The 19,853-nt window shown below is 64.0% G+C and carries 17 protein-coding genes and 1 pseudogene; 16 read left to right on the top strand and 2 right to left on the bottom strand.

The window, feature by feature from the left end:
- Positions 1-201 precede the first annotated feature (201 nt).
- Both IPM60_08040 and IPM60_08035 read right to left on the bottom strand, forming a co-directional pair.
- A complete protein-coding gene (locus IPM60_08040) occupies positions 202-444 on the bottom strand; it encodes a hypothetical protein (protein ID MBK8907844.1) in 243 nt (80 codons plus the stop codon).
- Between the two features lie 591 nt (positions 445-1,035).
- Positions 1,036-1,341, bottom strand: a complete 306-nt coding sequence (locus tag IPM60_08035) for a helix-turn-helix domain-containing protein (protein ID MBK8907843.1) — start codon at positions 1,339-1,341, stop codon at positions 1,036-1,038.
- A 248-nt stretch (positions 1,342-1,589) separates the two neighbouring features.
- Between IPM60_08035 and miaB the strand changes: the two genes are divergently transcribed.
- The 16 genes and pseudogenes from miaB (at position 1,590) to pnp (ending at position 19,807) form a co-directional block, all read left to right on the top strand.
- The gene (miaB, locus tag IPM60_08030) at positions 1,590-2,939 is read left to right on the top strand and encodes a tRNA (N6-isopentenyl adenosine(37)-C2)-methylthiotransferase MiaB (GenBank protein MBK8907842.1); all 1,350 of its coding nucleotides are present in this window, start codon (positions 1,590-1,592) and stop codon (positions 2,937-2,939) included.
- A gap of 8 nt (positions 2,940-2,947) precedes the next feature.
- On the top strand, positions 2,948-3,973 hold the full coding sequence (locus IPM60_08025) for a PhoH family protein (protein MBK8907841.1): 1,026 nt from the start codon (positions 2,948-2,950) through the stop codon (positions 3,971-3,973).
- Complete coding sequence (gene ybeY / locus IPM60_08020) at positions 3,957-4,463, top strand: rRNA maturation RNase YbeY (protein ID MBK8907840.1); 507 nt, start codon at positions 3,957-3,959, stop codon at positions 4,461-4,463. Before IPM60_08025 ends, ybeY begins: the two co-directional genes overlap by 17 nt.
- A gap of 104 nt (positions 4,464-4,567) precedes the next feature.
- Positions 4,568-5,449 carry an HlyC/CorC family transporter gene (locus IPM60_08015; GenBank protein MBK8907839.1) on the top strand — a complete coding sequence of 294 codons (882 nt, stop codon included), beginning with the start codon at positions 4,568-4,570 and terminating at the stop codon, positions 5,447-5,449.
- Positions 5,446-7,083 carry an apolipoprotein N-acyltransferase gene (gene lnt, locus IPM60_08010; protein ID MBK8907838.1) on the top strand — a complete coding sequence of 546 codons (1,638 nt, stop codon included), beginning with the start codon at positions 5,446-5,448 and terminating at the stop codon, positions 7,081-7,083. The genes IPM60_08015 and lnt overlap by 4 nt, the downstream gene beginning before the upstream one ends.
- A gap of 200 nt (positions 7,084-7,283) precedes the next feature.
- Positions 7,284-7,766 (top strand): helix-turn-helix domain-containing protein, encoded by a 483-nt coding sequence (locus IPM60_08005; GenBank protein MBK8907837.1) that lies wholly within the window; start codon positions 7,284-7,286, stop codon positions 7,764-7,766.
- 464 nt (positions 7,767-8,230) lie between these two features.
- The gene (locus tag IPM60_08000) at positions 8,231-9,415 is read left to right on the top strand and encodes a methionine adenosyltransferase (GenBank protein ID MBK8907836.1); all 1,185 of its coding nucleotides are present in this window, start codon (positions 8,231-8,233) and stop codon (positions 9,413-9,415) included.
- Positions 9,416-9,453: 38 nt separating this feature from the next.
- Positions 9,454-10,197, top strand: coding sequence for a tRNA (guanosine(46)-N7)-methyltransferase TrmB (trmB, locus tag IPM60_07995; protein MBK8907835.1), 744 nt, complete (start codon positions 9,454-9,456; stop codon positions 10,195-10,197).
- Positions 10,198-10,380: 183 nt separating this feature from the next.
- Positions 10,381-10,911 (top strand): ribosome maturation factor RimP, encoded by a 531-nt coding sequence (gene rimP / locus IPM60_07990; GenBank protein ID MBK8907834.1) that lies wholly within the window; start codon positions 10,381-10,383, stop codon positions 10,909-10,911.
- 8 nt (positions 10,912-10,919) lie between these two features.
- Complete coding sequence (gene nusA, locus IPM60_07985) at positions 10,920-12,509, top strand: transcription termination/antitermination protein NusA (protein ID MBK8907833.1); 1,590 nt, start codon at positions 10,920-10,922, stop codon at positions 12,507-12,509.
- Positions 12,496-13,173, top strand: coding sequence for a DUF448 domain-containing protein (locus IPM60_07980; GenBank protein MBK8907832.1), 678 nt, complete (start codon positions 12,496-12,498; stop codon positions 13,171-13,173). The genes nusA and IPM60_07980 overlap by 14 nt, the downstream gene beginning before the upstream one ends.
- Positions 13,174-13,178: 5 nt before the next feature.
- Positions 13,179-15,855: pseudogene (gene infB / locus IPM60_07975) on the top strand (translation initiation factor IF-2).
- A gap of 85 nt (positions 15,856-15,940) precedes the next feature.
- Positions 15,941-16,363: a 30S ribosome-binding factor RbfA gene (gene rbfA / locus IPM60_07970; protein ID MBK8907831.1), complete on the top strand. Its 423-nt coding sequence runs from the start codon at positions 15,941-15,943 to the stop codon at positions 16,361-16,363.
- Between the two features lies 1 nt (position 16,364).
- The gene (gene truB, locus IPM60_07965) at positions 16,365-17,291 is read left to right on the top strand and encodes a tRNA pseudouridine(55) synthase TruB (protein MBK8907830.1); all 927 of its coding nucleotides are present in this window, start codon (positions 16,365-16,367) and stop codon (positions 17,289-17,291) included.
- 15 nt (positions 17,292-17,306) lie between these two features.
- Entirely contained in the window at positions 17,307-17,576 is a 270-nt protein-coding gene (gene rpsO / locus IPM60_07960) for a 30S ribosomal protein S15 (GenBank protein ID MBK8907829.1), read from the top strand.
- A gap of 95 nt (positions 17,577-17,671) precedes the next feature.
- Positions 17,672-19,807: a polyribonucleotide nucleotidyltransferase gene (pnp, locus tag IPM60_07955; GenBank protein ID MBK8907828.1), complete on the top strand. Its 2,136-nt coding sequence runs from the start codon at positions 17,672-17,674 to the stop codon at positions 19,805-19,807.
- Positions 19,808-19,853 lie beyond the last annotated feature (46 nt).

Genomic DNA, 19,853 nt, shown 5'->3' with positions numbered 1-19,853 from the left:
CCCCTGGAAGGTTTGGTAAAGGCGCTTCATCCCTCCGCTCCCAACGGCCGGACGCGATGCGGGTGTCGATAACAAACTGAGTTGGCCGCTTTAGGTACCACATGAATTGACCGCTTCTGTTGTGGCTGATGGCCCTGTGGGGTTGTGGGGAAGGTGTAGCCTTGTCCACAAATCCACGGGGCTGGCGGGCGTCGAAGCAGGTCACGCCGCCTGTTGATCGGCGTCGTCGATCGGATTTCCGTCGGGCGCATAGCGCGCCAGGCGCCGCGGCCCGTGGAACACGGCCAGCGTATCGTCGGGGTACTCGTGAACCCGGACACGCGCCTTGACGTAGTGGTGGCGGTGACGATCCGCCGGGATCTGCAGGATCCGGTTGCGGTAGCGCACCGTGTTATCATTACCGACGACGCGCTCTTCCTGGATGCAGAGGACGTCCTCGAGAATGCCGGCGGGGCAGGCGGTGAACGCCGAGCCCGGTTCGGCCGGCGGCCGCGCGAAGCGGGCGTTGTGCTCGGGGATGTAGACCTCCCGCGCGGTCCCGGTTGGCCTCCTCCATGGTGGTGATCCCGGCTTCCCGCAACGCCTGCGGCAGGCGGCCCTGCAGGGTCCCAAACATGCGCTCCGAGCGGCCGCGGGCTTCCGGCGAGTACGCCGCGATCAGCTTCGATGCGGAGCGCGGCGAGTGCCCGGCCGACCTGGGTCGGGTTGTCCTTGTCGACCTTGCCGCCGGCTTCCGGGTATGCCAGTAGTGCGACCCGCGATCCGCATAGAGCGCGCAGAACACTCCCCGCTCCGAGATCACCTCGTCGAGCGCCCGGAAGCTCGACATCGTCCTCCTCGGCGACGAAGAACGCCGAGTAGATCTCCGACGTGGCGTCGTCCATGGTGACGATCAGATCCCAGCGCTCGCCGGGCACCCACTCGTGGCGGGAGCCGTCCTGGTGCAGCATCATTCCCGCCATCGGCCGCCGCGGCCGCTTTCGCCGGTGGGCCCGCGACGTGGCGCCGGCGTGATCCGCCCGCATCGCTGCAGGGTCAGTCGCACCCAGTTGTAGCCCGTCGGCAGCCGTGCTCCGAGACCAGCTTCTCGTGGAAGTGCTTCGGCGTGAAATCGAAGTACCGCGTGTCGAACAGCTCCAGAACCCGCGCCACCTCGTCCACCGCCGCCCGCCGCGCCGAGGCCCGGCCCAGACGCCGGTCGTAGAGACCCTCCGCGCCAGACTCCTCGTACCGGCCCCGCCAGCGCCGAAACGTCCGCTCCGGCATCCCCAACACCTCAGCCGCCTCCGACACGCTCAGCCGACCCCGGCAGACCTTGCCGTAAACCTCCTCGAACTTCATCAGACGTAGCCCTTGCAAACACTCTGTCCGTCGCATCCCGCTCCTCCGTCTGGAGCAGTTCTAATCCCGGACAGATCATGTGTTCCCTACGCCGGACATACCTCGTGTTAGCGACAGTACCAGGGCGAGAGCCTTGACTCTCGCCTTTGTGCGGTTACGCTGGTGCGTGAATGCAGGTTCGGGACCATCCGGGTTGATGAACGATCACCGCCTTTACCTTGTCGCGATTGCGGCCTGACGATCTAGTCGTGACCAAGACCGTCTGCATCAAGACCTACGGTTGTCAGATGAACCTCTACGACTCCGAGCGCATGGCCGATGTGCTGGCGCCACTCGGGTTCGTTTGCACGGACGATGCCGAGACGGCCGACCTCGTCATCCTCAACACCTGCCACATCAGAGAGAAAGCAGCGGAAAAAGTTTACTCAGAGCTAGGCCGGCTCAAGCCGCTCAAGACGCGCCCAAGGGAGCAGGGCAGCACCGTTCCGCTGATCGCGGTTGCGGGATGTGTCGCGCAAGCCGAAGGCGGCGAAATCTTCCGGCGGGCGCCGCAGGTGGATATGGTGTTCGGTCCGCAGAACTACCACAGACTGCCGGAGATGGTGGCGAGAGCGAGCCGCGCCGCCGGCTTGGTGCTGGAAACCGAATTTCCCACCGAGCCGAAATTCGACCACCTTCCGCACAGCCGCGAAGGCTGCGCTGGGCCGTCGCGTTACCTCGCGGTGCAGGAAGGGTGCGATAAGTTCTGCACCTTCTGCGTCGTCCCCTACACCCGCGGCGCCGAGTACGCGCGCCCGGCCGGCGATGTGGTGGAGGAGGCGGGACGCTTCGCCGATGCAGGCGCCTGCGAGATCACGCTCCTCGGCCAGAACGTCAACGCCTATTGCGGCGTGGCGCCGGATGGCAGTGCGTGGCGCCTGTCGCGGCTTATCGAGGAGGTGGCTGAAATTCCGGGCGTAGGGCGCATCCGCTACACCACCTCCCACCCGACGGATATGACAGACGATCTTATTGCCGCCCATGCCCGCGTCGAAAAGCTCATGCCGTACCTGCATTTGCCGGTGCAGACGGGATCGAATCGGGTACTGGCGGCCATGAATCGCCGCCACACGATTGAAGACTACCGGAGCATAATCAATCGGCTACGGGCGGCGCGACCCGACATCGCCCTCAGCTCCGATTTCATCGTCGGCTTTCCTGGCGAGACCGAGGGTGATTTCCGTGCAACGCTGGACCTGGTCGATGCGGTCGGCTTCGCGCAGGCCTATTCCTTCAAGTATAGCGCCCGCCCGGGGACGCCCGCTTCGCTGGAACCGCAAGTGGACGAAGCCGTCAAGGCGGATCGCCTCCATCGCCTGCAGGCCCGTCTCGACGAGCACCAGCTATCCTTCAACCGGCGGTGCGAAGGCCGGATCCTGCCGGTGTTGTTCGAGACGCGGGGGCGCCGGCCGGGGCAGTTGGTGGGAAAAAGCCCGTACATGCAGGCAGTGCACGCCGATGCGCCTGAGACCAACCTGGGGACAATCCAGCCGGTGCATATTGTTGCCGGTTACGCCAACAGTCTCGCTGGCGCCATGGACGAAAGGTGCGTGGCTTGAACCGCCTCTTGCAGCCGCGCCGCCTCGCAAATGCCGATGACAAGTCCCTAGTTCTGGAGTTTGACGACAACCGCTACGCTCTGGAGTTGTTCGGTTCCCATCACAGCCACCTCGCCCGCATCGAACATGCATTCGATGTCAGTGTCGACGCCCGCGGTAACCGCGTCACCATCGCCGGCGCCGGGGAGTCCGTCGATCTGGCCCGCACCGTGCTCGACCATCTCTACGGGCGCCTCCGCCGCGGCCAGACGGTTTTGAGCGAAGACGTGGACGCGGCGGTGCGCATGGCAGCGGCGACCGGCGACACATCCGGCGCCAACGTGGAAGTGCGGGTTCGCCAACGCACCGTATCACCGCGCACCGCGACCCAGGCGGCATACATCAAATCGATCGACGACTTCGACCTTGTGTTCGGGCTAGGGCCTGCCGGCACCGGCAAGACCTATTTGGCGGTGGCTAAGGCGGTGGAACGGCTGGTCAGCGGCGGCGTCGACCGCATCATCCTGTCGCGCCCGGCAGTCGAGGCGGGGGAGCAGCTGGGTTTTCTGCCTGGCAGCATGCGGGAGAAGGTCGACCCCTACCTGCGCCCGCTCTATGACGCGCTTTACGACATGCTGCCAGCGCAGCAGGTGGTAAAGCGTCTGGAGAGCGGCGAAATCGAGGTGGCGCCGCTAGCATTTATGCGCGGCCGCACCCTAGCCAACGCCTTCGTCATCCTGGATGAGGCGCAGAATACCACCTCGGTGCAGATGAAGATGTTCTTGACCAGGCTCGGGCAGAACGCCCGCATGGTGGTCACCGGCGACCTCAGCCAAGTCGATCTGCCCAAGGGCACACGCTCCGGGCTTCGTCACGCCCTGGAAGTCCTGCACAACGTCGACGATGTGGCGTTCGTGCACTTCACGGACGCGGACGTGGTTCGGCACCCGCTGGTCACCCGCATCGTGCGGGCGTATGAAGAGGCCGAGAGCCGCCTCGGAGTCGGAGCGCGCTACGCGGCAGGGCCAGCTCGCGGCAATGAGCGCAATTGTTGATTTGGAGGTGCTGGTCAACAGCCAGGCGTGGCTGGAGGCTTTGCCGCGGGCGCAGGCGATCTGCAGGCGGGCGGTCGAAGCGGCGCTCGCTGTTATCCGCTTCACGGTTGACCAGGCCGAAATGAGCGTTGTCCTGACGGACGACGATTCGATCCGCGCACTCAACCGCGCTTGGCTCGCCCGGGATGCTCCGACGAACGTTCTGGCGTTTCCCGCCTCAGCGGCAGGAGAGCGGCCGGCGCCGGGCCACCCTCTGTTGTTGGGCGACGTGGTTGTCGCTTTTGAGACCGCGGCAGCGGAAGCTGCACGCGAAGGCAAGTTGCTCGAGCATCACTTGAGTCATCTCGTCGTGCACGGCACCATGCATCTCTTGGGGTACGATCACGGATCGCCGCAAGAGGCGGACGCGATGGAGCGGTTGGAGGTGACCGCCCTCGCCGGGCTCGGTATTCCCGACCCTTATGCCGAACCGGGGGTGGAACAGCAATGAGTCGATCCAATGCCAACGCCGAGCCAGGGGGAACCGGTGGAACCAGCGCACCCGACGTTGCTGCCGGCGAAGCGCGGATCCCGCAGGAGTATCCACTAAAAAAAATGCTCCGCGGCCTGATGCGCAGCGTGAGACGTGCGCGGAACGGCGAACAGGTTGCGCGCGACTCCCTCGACGAGATCATTGAGGAACGCGAGGAAGCGGAAATTCCGCTTGATCAGGACGAACGCGCCCTTCTTGCCAACATCCTGCGGCTGCGGGATGAGACGGTGGAGGATGTGATGGTCCCGCGCGCCGATATCATCGCTGCCGAGAGTCGTTCGACGATGCGGGAGATCTTGGACCTCATGACCAGGGGCGGTCATTCCCGTCTGCCGGTCTACCGGGAAATGCTCGATGACGCGATTGGCATGGTCCACATCAAGGACGTGCTGGCCTGGCGTGAAGAAGAAAACACCTTTCGCCTGTCCAAGGTGCTCCGCCCCGTTCTGTTCGTCGCGCCGTCGATGCGGGTGCTCGAGCTTCTCCTCGAAATGCGCGTCAAGCGCATGCACATGGCCCTTGTCGTCGACGAGTTCGGTGGGGTCGATGGCCTTGTCACCATTGAGGATCTTGTCGAAGAGATTGTTGGCGAGATCCAGGACGAACACGACCGTGGGCCCGAAGAGACAGTGGTGCGCAACGCCGACGGCTCGCTCGATGCCGACGCTCGGACTGACATAGAAGTCCTGGAGGAGGAATACGGTGAAGTCCTGAGCAAGGAAGAGCGCGAGGAAATCGATACCATCGGCGGCTTGGTGTTTCTCCTGATCGGGCGCATTCCTATCCGCGGTGAGTTGATCAAGCACCCGGCGGGTTTGGAATTCGAGGTCCTCGATGCCGATCCGCGGCGTATACGTCGTCTGCGTCTGCGCCGCGTCGATGTGCCTGCCAGCGGCCCGGACCCGTCAGCGGCAGAGGCGGCCGAGCCGGCGGATACGCGATGATAACCGCTGGGACGACCGGGGCGCCGCCGCTGGTCGTGGCGAGGCACTCGGACCGGACGTTGAGCCCGTTCCTTGGCGCACTGGAACGCTCGCGAGCGACAGTCACCGAACTGCAAGGATGGCGGCGGTATGGCGTGGCGTTTCTGCTCGGCGCCATGGCGGTGGCTGCCCTGCCGCCGCTCCATGTCTGGCCAGCCGTCGTGCCGGCCTTCATGGGTCTCTATTGGCTCATCGACAGCGCCCAGCGCCGGCGCGGCGGCTTGTGGGCCGGATGGTGGTTCGGCGCCGGCTATTTCGTTTTCGGTCTCTACTGGGTCGTCAATGCCTTCATCGTGCGCGGCGGCGGCTTCATCTGGGCCGGACCGTTCGCTGTTGTCGGTCTTGCGGCCTTGCTGGCTTGCTTTCCGGCCGTTGCCGGGGGGGCGACCCGCTGGCTGCGATGGCGCGGGATCGGCGGCATTGTCGTTTTCGCCGCAGCGTGGACGGTGGCGGAGTGGCTGCGCGGCTGGGTGCTGACCGGCTTCCCGTGGAACCTCGTGGGCACCATCTGGACGGCCTCCGACCCCATGATGCAGGTGACCGCGGTCATCGGCACGCTCGGGCTGAGCCTCGTCACGGTTGCCGCCGCGTCGATACCGGCGGCGCTGGCGGATCCAGCGCTGTCGTGGCGGCGCGGGGTGCTGGCGACGGGTATAGCGACGAGCGTTCTTGTCGTCTCCTGGGCTGGCGGCGCGGCACGCCTGGCAGCCGCGGGAGACACCGAAACCGTTCCCGGAATTTATCTCCGCCTTATCCAACCCAGCATTCCACAGGAACAAAAATGGCGGCGCGACGAACTGGACGCGCATCTGGTCGCCCAGTTGAAGCTCGGCTACCAGGGGCGCGGGACGGGGGGTGAAGCTGCACCGACCCACGTCATCTGGGGCGAGACGGCGGCTCCATTGTTCTTGGCCGAAGATCCCGAGCGCCTCGCGCTCATCGGCCGCTTTACGCCGCCAGGAGGGCTGACCATCCTCGGCACGCTGCGGCGAACGCCGGACACGGAATCGTTGCAGATCTGGAACAGCCTGTACGCGGTCAACGATCAAGGCGCCATCGTGGGGACGTACGACAAATCCCATTTGGTGCCGTTCGGCGAATACGTGCCGCTGCGCTCGTGGTTGGGGTTCGCCAAGGTCACCACGGGCAGCACCGATTTCTCCAGCGGCGATGGACCAACGACCCTCGATCTGCCGGGGTTGCCTCCGGCGAGTCCTCTCATCTGTTATGAAGTGATCTTCCCCGGCCGGGTGACGGAGCCGAGCCGGCGCCCGGACTGGCTGCTAAACCTGACCAACGACGCATGGTACGGTATTTCCCCCGGGCCCTACCAGCATTTCGCCGCCGCCCGCTTGCGGGCGGTGGAAGAGGGCTTGCCCCTGGTGCGTGTCGCGAACTCCGGCGTTTCCGCCATCGTCGATCCGTTCGGGCGCACTGTGGCCTCCCTCGACCTCGGCAAGGTCGGCAGCCTCGACGGCCCGTTGCCACGTCCGCTGGCTGCGCCCACGCCCTATGCGCGCTTCGGGGACGGCGTAGTGCTCGTCATGGTGCTAGCTGCAGGGCTCATCGGGTGGCGCTTCAGCCACGGCGCTTAGTCGTCCCTTGATCCACACATGGTTGAAAGCGGGTGCCCGACAACAAGTGTTGCGGAATCGATCAAAATTTGCATACAATCGTCCGAATGCTCAGAATGGGTGCGGTTGCGGAAAGGATGTGCACGGGGCGGGTAGAAGCTGCAGGCGCACGGCCGCGGGTTCCAACGATAAGGTGTGTCAAAAAAATGACCGAAGTTAGGATGCAAAGGGCGACGAGGAAGGGCAATTCTGCGGGTCCCGCAGCACGGTTCGAGCGCATGCCTCCAGGCACGCCCAATCCGGTCGACATCCATGTCGGCGGCCGGGTCCGGCTGCGCCGGACGCTGCTCGGCTTGAGCCAAGAGCGGTTAGGGGAAGCCGTAGGTCTGACGTTTCAACAAATTCAAAAGTACGAGCGAGGAGCCAATCGTATTGGCGCCTCCCGCTTGTTCGAGTTCAGCCGGATTTTGGACGTGCCCGTCTCATTCTTCTTTGACGACATGCCGGAGGCCCCGCGCTCGGACGATAGCTACGTGGCCTGGGGACTGGCCGATCATCCGCAGCCGTCCATGGAACAGGACCCTCTCACCCGCCGCGAAACGCTTGAGCTGGTTCGTGCCTACTATCGGATCACCGATCCCCAAGTGCGGCGTCGTCTGTTCGAGCTTGCGAAGTCGCTGGGCACCGACGGCCAAGCCTCATAAGCGCAAAAGAGGTACCTCGCAGAAGGTGACGGTGGCGGCCGGCGCATTTCGCGTAAAGCGGCTTTAGAAGCGCGAGAACGTTGCACAGCTCGTCGGCCGCATGGGAGCGATCAATCCTTAACGGGGGTTACTGTACCCGTTCGCGTGTTTCAACCGATCGAGGTCGGATATGCACTTCTGGGTCAATGATGCAAGTTGAGTCACAGCCGCTGGCTGGATCGGACCAGCGGATCCACTAGAAGCGATCATTACGTCCGTCGGCGCATTCCTCGAATTCGCCGATGGACGACGAGCCAAGGTTCTTGACCTCCAAAAGTTTCCTCGTCACAACGACGGCCGTCAGCCGGAACGTGCGGCTGGCGCAGTGAGGTGTTTTTGCGCGTCCTGCTTCCCCGCCGGACGCCAAACACCGCGCGGCATGATTGTTCCGGAGAACAAAGTTGCGGAATTTACAGGGGGCGTCTGTGTCGCACCAATGGAAAAATGACTTCGTCTTCACCAGCGAGTCCGTAGCCGAGGGGCATCCCGACAAGGTGTGCGACCGCATCTCCGACTCGATCGTCGACGCTTTCCTCGCCGAGGACGCGACATCGCGGGTGGCTGTCGAAACCCTCTGCACCACCAATTTCATCGTCCTAGCAGGCGAGGTGCGAGGGCCGGAGAGCCTCGATCACGACCGCTTCCGGCAGATCGCCCGCCAGGCGGTCCGCGATATCGGCTATGAGCAGCATGGCTTCCACTGGCGGGATGCGGAAATCACCTCCCACATTCATTCGCAGTCCGCTGACATCGCCCTCGGCGTCGATGCCACCGGTAACAAGGATGAAGGCGCCGGAGACCAGGGCATCATGTTCGGCTATGCCTGCCGCGAGACCGAGGTGCTGATGCCGGCGCCGATTTTCTACGCCCACGCGATGCTGCGCGCGCTTGCCTGCGCCCGCCACGCCGGAAAGGAGCCGATGCTCGGCCCCGACGCCAAGAGCCAGGTTAGCCTCCGCTACGTCGACGGAAAGCCGGTCGGCGCCAGCGCCATCGTCGTCTCCACTCAGCACGCCCATCAGATTTCGGTGGACGACGTCCGGGAAATCGTGCGGCCGTATGTGGTCGAGGTGTTGCCGGACGGTTGGATGTGCCCTGAGGATCAGTTCTACGTCAACCCGACTGGGCGCTTTGTGATCGGCGGGCCCGACGGCGACGCCGGCGTCACCGGCCGCAAGATCATCGTCGACACCTATGGCGGCGCTGCGCCTCATGGCGGCGGCGCCTTTTCCGGCAAGGATCCAACCAAGGTCGACCGCTCCGCCGCGTATGCGGCTCGCTATCTCGCCAAGAACGTGGTCGCCGCCGGGATGGCCGATCGCTGCACCATCCAGCTGTCATACGCCATCGGCGTCTCGCACCCGCTGTCAGTTTACGTCAATCTCCACGACACCGGCCAGGTCGAGGAGAACAGGCTTGCCGTGGTGCTGCAGGAGTTGATGGACCTGTCGCCGCGGGGCATGCGCAAGCACCTCAACCTGAATCTGCCGATCTACGCGCGGACTGCGGCCTACGGCCATTTCGGACGTGAGCCGGAGAGCGACGGCGGTTTCTCGTGGGAGCGCACCGATCTCGTCGGCGCTCTCCGAACCGCGTTCGGAGCCCTGTGACGCAGCACCACGGCGGCACGCGCGACGATCAGGAAAAAGTGAATCGCCACATCCCGGCGGTCGCGCCCCGCTTTCACGGTCGGCGTCACGGACGCAAGCTGAGAGCCGGCCGCCAAGACCTGGTCCGATCATTGCTGCCTCGTCTGCGGGTACCGATTTCTGACGATGGCGTGGCTCTCGATCCGCGGACGGCGTTCGATCGGCCGACCGCCCCGGTCTGGCTGGAGATCGGGTTTGGTTGCGGCGAGCACCTGTTCCATCGCGCAGCTGCGTCCCCGGACATCGGCTTCATCGGCTGCGAGCCGTTCGTCAACGGTGTCGCCAACCTGCTCGCACGCGTCGCCGAAGCCGATCTCCACAACGTTCGCATCTTCGACGACGACGCTAGGCTCTTGCTCCCCCGCTTGGCGGAAGCCAGCGTCGAGCGCATCTTCCTGTTGTTCTCCGATCCATGGCCCAAGAAGAGGCACCACAGGCGCCGCTTCCTGTCGCCCGAAACACTGGACAAGCTGGCCAACATCCTCGCCGATGGCGGTCAGATCTGGGTCGCCAGCGACCACATGGGGTCGGTCGCCTGGACCCTGCAGCACGCGACCCGCCACCGCGCTTTTCGGTGGCTGGCACGTCGGCCGGATGACTGGCGGAGGAGACCCCAAGACTGGATACCCACCCGCTACGAAAGCAAAGCGCTGGCAGCCGGCGGAAAATGCGCCTATCTCCGCTTCGAGCGCTGTCCAAGGCGCGAATATGGCGTGCAGCGGGGCAAACTGCTTGTGCCATAACGCGCCATGCCTATAGTACCATTGGTGAGTCGCAGCCGACTCGGTCTCGTTGGGCCTCTTCGCGGATGGGGTTTGATGGGGCGGGCCAGTGGCCCGCCTTTTTGCGTTATGGTGGGATGACGACGGCAATCGTGCAAACTGAGTACAAGGTTTCCAGAATGTCCGCAGGACATGGCCTCCGAGATGTCCGCCTTGGGCAACATTGAAGCCTTGGTCGCTCCGGCGTTGGCCGCCATGGGCTACAACGTCGTGCGCATCCAGCTTTCCGGCCAGCAGCGTAAGCGGTTGCAGGTGATGATCGAGCGGAGCGACCGTCGCGCCATCGTGGTTGACGACTGCGCGGAGGTGAGCCGGGCGTTGTCGGCGATCTTGGATGTCGAAGATCCGATACCCGGCGCCTACACGCTGGAAGTCAGTTCTCCCGGCATTGATCGGCCGCTGGTTCGGGCCGATGATTTCGAACGGTTCGCCGGATTTGCGGCGCGTGTCGAACTGGGGCGTCCGCTGGATGGGCGTCGGCGGTTTACCGGGCGGATCGTCGGGGTGAAAGACGGACAGGTCCGGCTTCGCCTTGAATCGGAAGAAGACGTGGGCCTGCCGGTCACTGACATTCTGCGGGCCAAGCTCGTCCTGACGGACGATTTAATCGCGGCCCACGACAAGGACGCGAGTGGGCCATTGAATAGATCACTGGGTAGTAGAAACGGACAATGACACCTACGATGGCGGATACGGCGGCCGTTCACGCACGGCCGGAACTTCTTCAGGTGGCGGACACGGTCGCCCGCGACAAGAACATCGACCGCGACGAGGTCCTCGATGCGATGGAGCAGGCGATTCAAAAGGCCGGCCGCTCCAAGTACGGGCACGAGCACGACATCCGGGCGCACATCGATCGCTCGAGCGGCGAGATCACGCTGGCGCGCTACCTCGAAGTGGTTGAAGTGATCGAGAATGAGGCGACGGAGCTGACCGTTCAGCAGGCCCGCCGCAAGAAGCCGGACGCCGAGGTCGGCGAGTTCCTCGTGGATCCGCTGCCGCCGATCGATTTCGGCCGCATCGCCGCCCAGTCGGCCAAGCAGGTCATCGTCCAGAAGGTCCGCGACGCCGAACGCAAGCGCCAGTTCGACGAGTACAAGGACCGGATCGGCGACATCGTCAACGGGCTGGTGAAGCGGGTGGAGTTCGGGACCGTCGTCGTCGACCTCGGCCGCGTCGAGGCGGTGCTGCGGCGCGAAGAAATCATCCCGCGCGAACACTTCAACCTCGGCGATCGGGTGCGCGCCTACATTCTCGACGTGCGCGACGAGCCGCGCGGCCCGCAGGTCTTTCTGACGCGCACCCATCCCATGTTCATGTCGAAACTGTTCGCTCAGGAGGTACCGGAAATCTACGAAAACATCATAGAGATCAAGGCGGTGGCGCGGGATCCGGGCTCGCGCGCGAAGATCGCGGTGATGTCCCACGACAGCAGCATCGACCCCGTCGGGCCCTGCATCGGCATGCGCGGCTCGCGCGTTCAGGCCGTGGTCGGCGAACTTCAAGGCGAAAAGATCGACATCATTCAATGGTCTTCCGACCCGGCGACATTCGTGGTCAATGCACTGGCGCCGGCGGAGGTGGCCAAGGTCGTCCTCGACGAGGAAGCGGGCCGCATCGAGGTGGTGGTTCCCGATGATCAGTTGAGCCTCGCCATCGGTCGCCGCGGCCAGAACGTGCGTTTGGCGACCCAACTTACAGGGTGGAACATTGACATCCTTACCGAAGACGAGGAATCGCAACGCCGCAACGAGGAGTTCCACGCGCGCTCGCAGACCTTCATTGACGCGCTGAACGTCGATGACGTCATCGCCCATCTCCTAGTGACCGAAGGCTTCACGTCTGTGGAAGAGGTCGCCTTCGTGCCGGTTGACGATCTGGCCGACATTGAGGGCTTCGATGAAGATGTCGCTGAGGAGCTGCGTGAACGTGCCCGCGTTTATCTTGCCGAGCGCGATGAAGCCTTCGAGCAGCGGCGCAACGAATTGGGCGTGTCGGACGAGTTGGCGCAGGTGGAGGGTCTCAAGCCGGCGGTGTTGGCGGCGCTCGGCGAGAACGGCGTCAAGACGCTCGATGATTTGGCGGATCTCGCCGGTGACGAGTTGCTCGAGATCGCGCCCAAAGGGACGCTGACTTCAGATCAGGCCAACGAAATCATCATGGCGGCACGCGCCCACTGGTTCGTGGATGAGGCCGACGCCGCTGATGCCGAGCAGACAGCATCAGAAGCGCCGGCGGCTTCGGGAATTGAGACCGGCGATGTTGGCCGCTGATCTTCGATCCGAGGCCAGGGACGATTTTGAGGATGTGACTTCGCCTCGGCGTCGCTGCATCGTCACCGGTGCGGTGACGGAAAGGGACGCGCTGTTGCGGTTTGTGGTCGATCCGGAGCACCGGCTGGTCGTCGACATCGAACAGCGCCTGCCCGGACGGGGAATTTGGTTGAGTGCGGATCGGGAAACACTTATGAAGGCGTGCGCGAAAAATGTATTCGCCAAGGCGGCGCGGGCCGGCGTCATCGTTCCACGCGAGCTTGTCGAGCAGGTCGAGGCTCGCTTGATCCGACACTGCCTCAACATGATCGGGTTGGCACGACGCGCCGGGCAAGCGGCGTTCGGCTTTGAGAAGGCGCGGGACTGGTTCAGGTCTGGGCGAACTGGTTTGCTGCTTATAGCGGCGGATGCATCGGCCAATGCGCGGGCCAAGGGGCGTGCGTTCACCGACGCCGAGCCGCTGGTTGTGCCGTTGACGGCCTCGGAACTGGGAGGCGTGGCCGGCCGTGAGCGTTCGGTTTATGTCGTTATAGCTCCTGGCGGTTTCGCAAGGTGCATACGGCGCGAGGGACTGCGGCTTGCCGGCATTCGCCGGACGGCTGACGTTCAGGAAGCTGCGCGGGAAACCGCGTCGAGAGGCAATGGCGTTCTGTTACAGACGTAGGTGCGATGACTGACACCACCGGCAACGACGACGGCAGCGAGGGCAAACTTAGCCGCCCGCGCAAGCTTGAATTGAAGAAGACGGTCGAGACGGGACAGGTGCGTCAGAGCTTCGCCCATGGCCGGTCCAAGCTCGTTCGGGTGGAGGTGCGGAAGAAGCGCACTTATGCCACTGATGCCCCGCGGCCGGCTCTCTAAGGTCGCTGCGGAGGCCGAGCAGCGCGCTGCCGCCGCCGAGACGGCGTTGCGGGATCGATCCGCCGTCGGGCTCACGGAGGGGGAAAAGGCACAGCGCGCGCGGGCTCTGCAGGGGGCAAGGCGCACGGAGGACTTGGCCGCGCTGCAGGCGATAGAGGATCTTGAGCCGGTGGTCCTTGATCAGGACTTGGCACTGGACGAGGCGCCCGCCGAGCCAGTTTCCGGCGAGCCGGATCTCGAGACTACGCCGGTTGAGGCCGAGGCGGGCGAGACGGCCGAAGAGACTGCATCGCCAGCGCTGTCGGCAGAACCCGAGATCGCCGAAGACATCCAGCCGGGGGGGGGGCCGGACGAACAGCCGCCTGACGAGCGACCTGCCGACATGCCGGTGGAAGCGCGCCGTGACCGGCGGCACGACCAGCCGGACGCCCCGCGGACCGCACTGGCGGCAAAGAAACCAGCCGCCAAGCCGGCGGAGAGGGAAACCGCGGAGCGGGACGAGGATTCCTCGGCCCGTGCCAAGCGGCCGGTGCGACCTGATATCCGCAAGCCGCTGACCGCGCCGCGCCGGGGCGAGCCCAAACGTCGCGTCGGCAGGCTGACGGTGACCGACGCCCTCGACGATCAGGATCGCGGCGAGCGTGGACGCAGCTTGGCGGCCGTGCGGCGTGCACGCGAGAAGGAACGCCTCAAGCATCTGCAGGCCGGCCCGGGCGAAACAGGCAAGGTGATTCGCGACGTGGTTATCCCCGAAGTCATTACCGTCCAGGAACTGTCGAACCGCATGGCGGAGCGCAGCAGCGACGTCATCAAGGCCCTAATGAACATCGGGGTGATGGCCAACCTCAACCAGTCGATCGACGCCGACACCGCCGAACTCATCGCCTCCGAGTTCGGTCACAAGGTCAAGCGGGTCAGCGAGGCCGATGTGGAAATCGGCCTTAAAGGTGAAGAAGACGTAAAGGAGAACCTGCAGCCGCGGCCGCCGGTGGTGACCATCATGGGCCACGTCGACCACGGCAAAACCTCTCTTCTTGATGTGCTTCGCAGGACCGACGTCGCTGCCCATGAAGCCGGCGGCATTACCCAGCACATCGGGGCGTACCAGATCACCACCGCCAACGGCGCCAGGATCACCTTCATCGACACGCCGGGTCACGCTGCGTTCACCCAGATGCGCGCCCGCGGCGCCAACGTCACCGACATCGTCGTTCTCGTCGTCGCGGCCGACGACGGCGTCATGCCGCAGACCATCGAGGCCATCCGTCACGCCAAGGCGGCGGGCGTGCCGATGATCGTGGCCATCAACAAGATCGATCGCCCCGACTCCGATCCTCAGCGGATCCGGATGGAGTTGCTGCAGCACGACGTTCAGGTCGAAGAAACCGGTGGCGAAACTTTGTCTATCGAGGTTTCCGCCAAGACAGGCGCCAATGTCGACAAGGTGGTCGAAAACATTCTTCTCCTGTCGGAGTTCCTCGACCTGAAATCCAACCCGGATCGCTCGGCCGAAGGGGTGGTGATCGAAGCGAAGGTGGAACGCGGGCGCGGCTCCGTCGCCACAGTGCTCGTCCAGCGTGGGACTCTGCGCATCGGCGACATCTTCGTCGCCGGCGCCGAATGGGGACGGGTGCGCGGGATGTACGATGCCGCCGGCGTTGCGCTCACGGAGGCCGGCCCTGGAACGCCGGCAGAAATTCTCGGGCTCAATGGCACGCCCGCGGCGGGTGATGAAGTCGCCGTCGTCGACACCGAGGCCCGCGCTCGTGAAGTAGGAGATTTCCGCCGCCGTAAGGAGCGCGACGCCAAAACGGTCGCCGCCGGTCAGAGCACCCTCGAGCAGATGTTCGATCGCATCCGCGAGGGCGGCGAGAATTCGCTGCCGGTAGTGATCAAGGCAGACGTGCACGGCTCGGCAGAGGCCATCGTCGGCGCGCTCGAGAAGCTCGGCACGGACGAAGTCAAGGCCCAGGTCTTGCATTCCGGGGTCGGTGGCATCAACGAATCGGACGTCACCTTGGCTGGCGCCTCGAAGGCGCTGGTCGTCGGCTTCAACGTTCGCGCCAATCCTCAGGCGCGCGAGTTGGCCAAGCGCGACGGCGTGGATATCCGTTACTACTCGGTCATCTACAACCTCGTCGATGACCTTAAGGGGATGATGTCCGGCCTTCTGGCGCCGCAGATCCGCGAAAACATCATCGGCTACGCAGAAATTCGAACCGTCTTCAACATCACCAAGGTCGGCAAGGTGGCGGGCTGCATGGTGACCGAGGGCAACATCCGCCGCGGCGCGAAAGTGCGCCTTCTGCGGGACAACGTGGTCATCCACGAGGGCGATCTTTCACAGCTTAAGCGCTTCAAGGACGACGTGCGGGAGGTCCGCGAGGGGTACGACTGCGGCGTTGCCCTTGCAGCCTATCAGGACATCCAGACCGGCGACATCATTGAATGCTTTGAGCTGCAGAAAGTTGAGCGCCAACTTTAGTCTTGGTCTGGCTCAACTGTTCGTTACACGAAACCACATGCTGAGCTTGTCGAAGCATGAGCCAAGCAATCCTGAGCTTGAGGACATGAAGAAAAAGGGCGCCAGAAGCCCGAGTCAGAGACAGCTTCGGGTTGGTGAAGAGCTGCGGCACGTGCTTGCCGAGACGTTGGAGAAGGGCGAGGTTCACGATCCCGGCTTGGCTGACATATCCGTGACGGTGTCGGAAGTGCGTGTCGGGGCGGATCTGCGCCACGCGGTGGTCTACGTGGCACCGCTCGGCGGCGGTGACGGGGTTACCATGATCGCAGCGTTGGAACGGGCGCGGCCCTTTCTCCGTCATCGGTTGGCGCAGCAGGTTCGTCTCAAATTTGTTCCGGATCTTGCCTTCCGGTTGGACACGTCGTTCGATTACGCGGCCCAGATCGACGACCTGCTGCGGCGGGTCATCCGTCCCGAGACCGCCCATTCCCCCGAGCATCCTTCCGATCCGTCCGAAGATCGCGACTGACATGGGCCGCACACGCCGCGGTAACCCGGTGCATGGCTGGGTCGTGGTCGACAAGCCGGAAAACGCCACGTCGGTCGATGTGGTTGCTGCCGTTCGCCGCGGTTGCGATGCGGCCAAGGCGGGCCACAGCGGCACCCTCGATCCGCTGGCGACCGGTGTTCTCCCGATAGCTCTCGGGGAGGCGACCAAGACTGTTCCTTACCTCATGGACGGCGCCAAGTCCTACCGCTTCACGGTGCGCTGGGGAGAGCAGCGGGATACCGACGACGCCGAGGGTCGCACAATTGCGGTGAGTGACGTGCGCCCTGATGCAGAGGCTATTCGCGCGGTGCTGCCCCGCTTCACTGGCGAGATCGATCAGACCCCGCCGACGTTTTCCGCCATCAAGGTGGAAGGGCGTCGTGCCTATGACCTGGCGCGCGCCGACGTCGCCGTCGACCTGGCGACCCGGCGCGTCGAGATCAAGGCCGTCGAGCTCGCGGCGTGTCCTGACGACGATCACGCAGAGTTCTTGGTGGTGTGCGGCAAAGGCGCCTACATGCGGGCTTTGGCTCGCGATCTGGCCGCCGCGCTCGGGACGTGCGGCTACGTGGTGGCTCTCAGGCGCACCGCCGTGGGTTCATTCAGCGAGGCCGACGCGATTCCCCTGGATAAAGTAAAGACACTTGGGCATAGTGACGAGCTACTGCAGCATGTGCTTCCCGTCGAGGCGGCGCTGGCCGACATCCCGGCGCTCGACTTTACACCAGCGGAAGCCATCAGACTTAAGCACGGGCAATCGGTTCCCGTCCTGCCGGTGGCGAGGCGGACTTCTGAAAAGCTTGTCCTCAAGGATAGGATGATCTTCGCCATGGCTGATGGCAAGCCCGTTGCTTTGGCTCGCGTGCAAGGCGGGGAAATCCGCCCCATTCGCGTTCTCAACCTATGATGGATGGAGCGACAGATGTCGATAACGGCAGAACGGAAACAGGAACTGATTCAGGAATTTGCGGCTCAGCCCGGCGACACCGGCTCACCGGAGGTTCAGGTCGCCATCTTGAGCGAACGCATTCGCAATCTCACGGAGCACCTTAAGGCTCACAACAAGGACTTCCACTCGCGGCGCGGCCTGTTGATGATGGTCGGACAACGCCGGCAGATGCTCGACTACCTCAAGCGGAAAAGCGTGGAACGCTACAACACCGTGGTCGAGCGCCTGGGCCTGCGCCGATAATCGTCTCGAATGTGCTTTGGTAATGCGTGGCGCCGGTCTGAAGCCGTGGTCGCACTCAAAGCACCTGTATGTAATCGTAGGACTGTAGGGATAGAATGTTTCAGGAATTCCGTAAGGAAGTAAGTTGGGGTGGACGCCCCCTCATATTGGAAAGCGGCAAGGTTGCGCGCCAGGCCGACGGCGCCGTTATGGTTACGTACGGTGAGTCGAAGGTATTGTGCACGGTCGTTTACGAGAAGTCGACGAAGCCAGGCTTGGATTTTTTCCCGCTTTCGGTGCATTACCAGGAGCGTACTTATGCGGCCGGCAAGGTACCCGGCGGTTTCTTCAAGCGCGAGGGCCGGCCGTCCGAGAAGGAGACGCTAACCTCGCGGCTGATAGACCGGCCGATTCGGCCTCTGTTCGCGAAGGGCTTCCGCAATGAGACGCAGGTCATCTGCACAGTGCTGAGCCACGATCTCGAGAACGACCCTGATATCGCGGCGCTGATCGGCACCTCGGCGGCGCTGACGCTGTCCGGGGTTCCGTTCCTGGGGCCGGTCAGCGGCTGCCGGGTTGGCTACATCGACGGAGCCTACGTGCTTAATCCGCAACTCGATGAACTTGCCAATAGCAACCTGGATCTGATCGTTGCCGGCACCAAGGAAGGGGTGCTGATGGTGGAATCGGAAGCGCGGGAGTTGAGCGAGGACGTCATGCTCGGCGCTGTCATGTTTGGCCATGAGGCCTGCCAGCCGGTGATCGACGCCATCATCGACCTCGCAGAAGCGTGCGCCAAGGAGCCGATGGACCTTCCGCCCGAGCCGGAAGGGCGGGCCGCTTTAGCTGAGCGCGTCCGGGCGTTGGCCGAGCACGACCTCAGCGAAGCCTATCACGAAACGGTGAAGTCGATCCGTCGCGAGAAGGTGGCGGCGGTCAAAAGCCGGCTCGTCGAGAGTCTTGCGGCCGACGAGGCGGTGGACCAGACCGTCCTGTTGGCGAACCTGGACGACGTGTTCAAGAGCGTCGAGCAGGAGGTGGTGCGACGTGACATGATCGCCACCGGCAGGCGGATGGATGGGCGCGGAGCGCGAGACATTCGCAATATTGCGGTCGAGGTCGGCCTGCTGCCGCGAGCCCATGGCAGCGCGCTGTTCACCCGCGGCGAGACCCAGGCGCTGGTGGTGACAACGCTCGGCACCGGTCAAGACGAGCAGATCATCGACGCCCTGGCCGGCGAATACCGCGAGAACTTCATGCTGCACTACAATTTCCCCCCGTACTCGGTTGGCGAGGCCGGTCGGGTCGGATTCACGGGGCGGCGGGAAATCGGCCACGGCAAGCTCGCCTGGCGCGCGGTTCGTTCTCTGATCCCCGATAAGGAAAGCTTCCCCTACACCATCCGCGTCGTCTCCGAGATCACCGAATCCAATGGGTCGTCATCGATGGCCACCGTTTGCGGAGCGTCGTTGTCGATGATGGATGCCGGGGTGGCATTACGGGCGCCGGTCGCCGGTATCGCCATGGGGTTGATCAAGGAGGGCGATCAGTTCGTGGTGCTGTCCGACATCCTAGGCGACGAAGATCATCTGGGCGACATGGACTTCAAGGTTGCGGGCACCAACAAGGGAATCACTGCCCTGCAGATGGACATCAAGATCACCTCGATTACTAAGGACATCATGGCCACCGCCCTGGAGCAGGCCTCGGAAGGTCGCATGCAGATTCTAGGCGCCATGTCGAAGGCCATCGACCTGCCGCGCGATGCCGTCAGCGAGAATGCGCCCCGCATCACCGTTATTCATATCAACAAGGACAAGATCCGAGAGGTTATTGGTCCTGGCGGCAAGGTCATCCGCGAGATCTGCGAAGTGACCGGCGCCCGCATCGACCTGGAGGATGACGGCAGCGTCAAGGTGGCAGCCGTGGACCAGCGCGCTGCGGACGCGGCCATCGAGTGGATCCGCGGCATCGCTGCTGAGCCGGAGGTCGGCGTGATTTATAATGGCAAGGTGGTCAAGACCGTCGACTTTGGCGCCTTCGTCAACTTCATGGGCAGCCGCGACGGCCTGGTTCACATCAGCGAACTGGCGCCGCAGCGGGTCAACAAGACCACCGACGTCGTGCAGGTGGGCGATACCGTCAAGGTCAAACTCATCGGCATCGACGAGCGCGGCAAGGTCAAGCTGTCGATGCGGGCCGTAGATCAGAAGACGGGGGAAGACCTGTCTGAAAAGGCGGCACCGAACTGACGACGATAATCGTGCGGCGCGGAGCGCAGTCCCGAAACCGGCGGAC

Source organism: Rhodospirillales bacterium, assembly GCA_016710335.1.
GTDB lineage: Bacteria > Pseudomonadota > Alphaproteobacteria > Rhodospirillales > Defluviicoccaceae > JADJXQ01.
This window is presented reverse-complemented; position numbering and strand designations above follow the sequence as displayed.